Genomic DNA, 5,650 nt, shown 5'->3' on the forward strand with positions numbered 1-5,650 from the left:
CTCTGGCTAGGTGATTCACTGGTTTTGGTGGGTTGTTTGGTGGGGGTGGCCGTGAGGCTGGCGGGTTTGACAGCCCGGTGGTGGATCGGTAAGGTTGGTCGAGTTGCCCCAAGCGGAGGCCCGGAAGGGAAGACGTGCGGGACGCACCCGAATCTTGAGAACTCAACAGCGTGCTTAAAGTCAATGCCAAAGTCGCACCGATTTATTGTTGGTGTGCATTTGTTGTGCCTGCCTTTTGGGGTGGGTGCGATGTTTTACCTGTCCGTGGTGGCTGCCTTTTGGGGTGGTTGCCTGGGATGGTTCCTTTGATGATGTAACAATTTTGGACCAGTCAGTCTGGTTCGACTTTGTCAGGCGTCAAACTTGTTGGACGGTAACTGGTTGCCCTTTGGGGTGGCTGTTCCGATATTTTTCAACGGAGAGTTTGATCCTGGCTCAGGACGAACGCTGGCGGCGTGCTTAACACATGCAAGTCGAACGGTAAGGCCCTTCGGGGTACACGAGTGGCGAACGGGTGAGTAACACGTGAGTAATGTGCCCTTGACTCTGGGATAACAGTTGGAAACAGCTGCTAATACCGGATATGACCTGTCCCGGCATCGGGGTGGGTGGAAAGCTCCGGCGGTCATGGATCAACTCGCGGCCTATCAGCTTGTTGGTGAGGTAGTGGCTCACCAAGGCTTCGACGGGTAGCCGGCCTGAGAGGGCGACCGGCCACACTGGGACTGAGATACGGCCCAGACTCCTACGGGAGGCAGCAGTGGGGAATATTGCACAATGGGCGCAAGCCTGATGCAGCAACGCCGCGTGCGGGATGACGGCCTTCGGGTTGTAAACCGCTTTCACCCATGACGAAGCGAAAGTGACGGTAGTGGGAGAAGAAGCACCGGCCAACTACGTGCCAGCAGCCGCGGTGATACGTAGGGTGCGAGCGTTGTCCGGAATTATTGGGCGTAAAGAGCTTGTAGGCGGTTGATTGCGTCAGAAGTGAAATCTCAGGGCTTAACCCTGAGCGTGCTTCTGATACGGGTTGACTAGAGGAAAGTAGGGGAGAACGGAATTCCTGGTGGAGCGGTGGAATGCGCAGATATCAGGAGGAACACCGGTGGCGAAGGCGGTTCTCTGGACTTTTCCTGACGCTGAGAAGCGAAAGCGTGGGGAGCAAACAGGCTTAGATACCCTGGTAGTCCACGCCGTAAACGGTGGGTACTAGGTGTGGGGGACTTCCACGTTCTCCGTGCCGTAGCTAACGCATTAAGTACCCCGCCTGGGGAGTACGGCCGCAAGGCTAAAACTCAAAGGAATTGACGGGGCCCCGCACAAGCGGCGGAGCATGCGGATTAATTCGATGCAACGCGAAGAACCTTACCTGGGTTTGACATATACCGGAAACATCCAGAGATGGGTGCCCCCTTGTGGTCGGTATACAGGTGGTGCATGGCTGTCGTCAGCTCGTGTCGTGAGATGTTGGGTTAAGTCCCGCAACGAGCGCAACCCTCGTCCTATGTTGCCAGCGGGTTATGCCGGGAACTCATGGGAGACCGCCGGGGCCAACTCGGAGGAAGGTGGGGATGAGGTCAAGTCATCATGCCCCTTATGTCCAGGGCTTCACGCATGCTACAATGGCTGGTACAAAGGGCTGCGAACCTGCAAGGGTGAGCGAATCCCAAAAAGCCAGTCTCAGTTCGGATTGGGGTCTGCAACTCGACCCCATGAAGTCGGAGTCGCTAGTAATCGCAGATCAGCAACGCTGCGGTGAATACGTTCCCGGGGCTTGTACACACCGCCCGTCAAGTCATGAAAGTCGGTAACACCCGAAGCCGGTGGCCCAACCTTTTGGAGGGAGCCGTCGAAGGTGGGACTGGTAATTAGGACTAAGTCGTAACAAGGTAGCCGTACCGGAAGGTGCGGCTGGATCACCTCCTTTCTAAGGAGCCTTTTGGCCGCATGACACTCGTTGTGTGGTCCATTCGCTGGTTCCAGGGCGTCTGTTCCTGGCCGGTGAGGCATCTGGATAGTGGAACATTGACCTGAAGCTGGTCTCGTGTCTGGTCGTCAGTACAGCCTGTCCCTTTTGGGGGTGGGAGTGGAAAGTCGTCTGGTCGTGGGGTTGGCCCGAGCACGTTGTTGGGTCCTGAGGGGTCGGTTGCGTCAGCGATCGTATTCTTCTGCGGACCAGAGTCCATGTCGGCCGGTTGGTTGGTGTGGGGCTGGGCCCGCCCGTTTTTTGAGAACTTCACAGTGGACGCGAGCATCTTTGTAGATTTAAACAAGCTACTAAGTGCGATCGGTGGATGCCTAGGCACCAAGAGCCGATGAAGGACGTTGTAACCTGCGATAAGCCTCGGGGAGCTGGTAAACGAGCTTTGATCCGAGGATCTCCGAATAGGGAAACCTTGAATACCGGAGTCATGTCCGGCAACCTCTGCCTGAACACATAGGGCAGTTGGAGGGAACGTGGGGAAGTGAAACATCTCAGTACCCACAGGAATAGAAAACAATAGTGATTCCGTAAGTAGTGGCGAGCGAACGCGGAAGAGGCCAAACCGTGCGTGTGTGATAGCTGACAGGCGTTTCACGTACGGGGTTGTGGGACCATTCAGTCGGGGCTGTCATCCTGGCAGGAAGTCAAAAATGATGAGTGAAGTTGAAGGGCCTGGGAAGGTCCAGCATAGAGGGTAATACTCCTGTAGACGTAAGTTCATCACTTCCGAGTGTCATCCCAAGTAGTACGGAACCCCTGAAATTCCGTACGAATCCGGCGGGACCATCCGCTAAGCCTAAATACTCCTTGGTGACCGATAGCGGACAAGTACCGTGAGGGAAAGGTGAAAAGTACCCCGGGAGGGGAGTGAAATAGTACCTGAAACCGATCGCATACAATCCGTCGGAGCCTTTCGGGGTGACGGCGTGCCTTTTGAAGAATGAGCCTGCGAGTTAGTGGTGTGTGGCGAGGTTAACCCGTGTGGGGGAGCCGTAGCGAAAGCGAGTCCGAACAGGGCGTTGAGTCGCATGCTCTAGACCCGAAGCGTAGTGATCTATCCATGGCCAGGGTGAAGCGAGGGTAAGACCTCGTGGAGGCCCGAACCCACTTGGGTTGAAAACCGAGGGGATGAGCTGTGGATAGGGGTGAAAGGCCAATCAAACTACGTGATAGCTGGTTCTCCCCGAAATGCATATAGGTGCAGCGTTACGTGTTTCTTGCCGGAGGTAGAGCACTGGATGGTCTAGGGGGCCCACAAGCTTACCGAAATCAACCAAACTCCGAATGCCGGCAAGTGAGAGCGTAGCAGTGAGACTGCGGGCGATAAGGTTCGTAGTCGAGAGGGAAACAGCCCAGATCACCAGCTAAGGCCCCTAAGCGATAACTAAGTGGAAAAGGATGTGGAGTCGCGGAGACAACCAGGAGGTTGGCTTGGAAGCAGCCATCCTTGAAAGAGTGCGTAATAGCTCACTGGTCAAGTGATTCTGCGCCGACAATTTAGCGGGGCTCAAGTTATCCGCCGAAGCTGTGGCATTCACGCGTGTACCTGACTTCGGTCCAGGTGTGTGGATGGGTAGGGGAGCGTCGTGTGCGCGATGAAGCGGCGGGGTGACCCAGCCGTGGAGAGCACACGAGTGAGAATGCAGGCATGAGTAGCGAATGACGGGTGAGAAACCCGTCCGCCGAATATCCAAGGGTTCCAGGGTCAAGCTAATCTGCCCTGGGTAAGTCGGGACCTAAGGCGAGGCCGACAGGCGTAGTCGATGGACAACGGGTTGATATTCCCGTACCGGCAAAAACGAGCCAATACTGAATGAGATGATGCTAAGGACGGAAGGTGGCGGAGCTCTTCGGAGCGAGGTCACTGACTCTTCGACCCAGGTTTCTATTAGGTAAGCTGCGGAGGGACGCAGGAAGGTAGCCCATCCCGGGCGATGGTAGTCCCGGGCTAATTGTGTAGGGCGAGTGGTAGGCAAATCCGCCACTCATGTGCCTGAGACATTATGGGGAGCAGACTTCGGTCTGTGACTGGGTGATCCTATGCTGCCTAGAAAAGCTTCGTGAGTATTGTTTAGCCGCCCGTACCCCAAACCGACACAGGTGGATAGGTAGAGAATACCAAGGCGATCGAGATAATCATGGTGAAGGAACTCGGCAAAATGCCCCCGTAACTTCGGAATAAGGGGGACTGGATGCGTGAGGCCACTTGCTGGCCGTAGCGTTGAAAGTCGCAGAGACCAGGCCCAAGCGACTGTTTACCAAAAACACAGGTCCGTGCCAAGTCGTAAGACGATGTATACGGACTGACTCCTGCCCGGTGCTGGAAGGTTAAGGGGAAGTGTCAGCGCAAGCGAAGCACTGAACTTAAGCCCCAGTAAACGGCGGTGGTAACTATAACCATCCTAAGGTAGCGAAATTCCTTGTCGGGTAAGTTCCGACCTGCACGAATGGAGTAACGACTTGGGCGCTGTCTCCACCATGAACTCGGCGAAATTGCATTACGAGTAAAGATGCTCGTTACGCGCAGCAGGACGGAAAGACCCCGGGACCTTTACTATAGTTTGGTATTGGTGATCGGTACGACTTGTGTAGGATAGGTGGGAGACTTTGAAGCGGGCACGCCAGTGTTCGTGGAGTCAACGTTGAAATACCACTCTGGTCGTTCTGGTTATCTAACCTAGGTCCATTATCTGGATCAGGGACAGTGCCTGATGGGTAGTTTGACTGGGGCGGTCGCCTCCCAAAAGGTAACGGAGGCGCCCAAAGGTTCCCTCAGCCTGGTTGGCAATCAGGTGTTGAGTGTAAGTGCACAAGGGAGCTTGACTGTGAGAGGGACACCTCGAGCAGGGACGAAAGTCGGGACTAGTGATCCGACGGTGGCACATGGAAGCGCCGTCGCTCAACGGATAAAAGGTACCCCGGGGATAACAGGCTGATCTTGCCCGAGCGCTCACAGCGACGGCATGGTTTGGCACCTCGATGTCGGCTCGTCGCATCCTGGGGCTGTAGTCGGTCCCAAGGGTTGGGCTGTTCGCCCATTAAAGCGGCACGCGAGCTGGGTTCAGAACGTCGTGAGACAGTTCGGTCCCTATCCGCTGCGCGCGTAGGAATCTTGAGAAGAGCTGTCCTTAGTACGAGAGGACCGGGACGGACTAACCTCTGGTGTGCCAGTTGTCCTGCCAAGGGCACGGCTGGTTGGCTACGTTGGGAAGTGATAACCGCTGAAAGCATCTAAGCGGGAAGCACGCTTCAAGATGAGGGTTCCCACAGAATAATCTGGTAAGGCCCCCGGCAGACCACCGGGTGATAGGTCGGATGTGGAAGTGCTGAGAGGCATGGAGCTGACCGATACTAATAGGCCGAGGGCTTGTTTTCTACAAAGATGCTACGCGTCCACTGTGTGGTTCTCGAGATACGGTCGGGAACCAGGCGACACGACCCCCTCGTGGGGGTTGCACGCCGGTTACGATACATCTCAATAGTGTTTCGGTGGCCATGGCGAAAGGGAAACACCCGGCTCCATTCCGAACCCGGAAGTTAAGCCTTTCAGCGCCGATGGTACTGCAGGAGGAATCCTGTGGGAGACTAGGTCGCTGCCGGACTATTTAACACCCCTTGGTGTGTCTTTCGGGACACACCAGGGGGTGTTTGTCATCCCCAGAAACT

3 rRNA genes are annotated in these 5,650 nt (G+C 55.7%); all 3 read left to right on the plus strand.

Annotated features, from left to right (window positions below):
* Window positions 1-412 precede the first annotated feature (412 nt).
* The 3 genes from IPV09_RS13985 (at window position 413) to rrf (ending at window position 5,586) form a co-directional block, all read left to right on the plus strand.
* Window positions 413-1,927, plus strand: a 16S ribosomal RNA gene (locus tag IPV09_RS13985).
* Window positions 1,928-2,267: 340 nt separating this feature from the next.
* Window positions 2,268-5,359 (plus strand): 23S ribosomal RNA (locus IPV09_RS13990).
* 110 nt (window positions 5,360-5,469) lie between these two features.
* Window positions 5,470-5,586, plus strand: a 5S ribosomal RNA gene (gene rrf, locus IPV09_RS13995).
* The 16S, 23S and 5S rRNA genes sit together here, the layout of an rRNA operon.
* Window positions 5,587-5,650 lie beyond the last annotated feature (64 nt).

The organism is Tessaracoccus sp. SD287 (assembly GCF_017355265.1).
Classification (GTDB): Bacteria; Actinomycetota; Actinomycetes; order Propionibacteriales; family Propionibacteriaceae; genus Aestuariimicrobium.